The following is a 363-nucleotide window of genomic DNA, read 5'->3' as shown; positions in this document are numbered from 1 at the left end:
ATAACCGTTACGCTCGTGCTGGGGTCAACTTCTTGCTTGCTCCCGTTTACGCTTTAACATTCGCAGCCGATTACATCGTGTTTAACTCGATCGAATTCTGGGCGGGGAAAAACCCACTCACAGGCGCGCCTCATATCTTCGATAGTAAAGTCGATACCATGATTGATGTGAACGACAGCCTCGATGATTCACTGAAAGATGCACCACTTGGCTTTAATAATCGTCAGATCGAATGGGGTGAGATGAAACAAATCGATGAGAATACGATTCGTATGGACATCACCTACAATGATGGTCAGAAAGCCGTTTTGACGGGGGTTCGTGATGGCGACAAGGTCAGTTACTACATGGATGGTACGTTAG

General features: G+C 46.6%; 1 protein-coding gene. It reads left to right on the top strand.

Translation table 11 applies throughout. The annotated features are described in order from the left end of the window. On the top strand, positions 1–363 hold a 363-nt coding region (locus tag AB4496_RS27370; RefSeq protein ID WP_372133106.1), incomplete at both ends, for a DUF3332 family protein.

Source organism: Vibrio sp. 10N.222.46.A1 (assembly GCF_041473595.1).
GTDB classification, from domain to species: Bacteria; Pseudomonadota; Gammaproteobacteria; order Enterobacterales; family Vibrionaceae; genus Vibrio; species Vibrio tasmaniensis_A.
The sequence above is the reverse complement of the archived record's forward strand: the minus strand, read 5'-3'. Positions and strand labels throughout refer to the sequence as shown.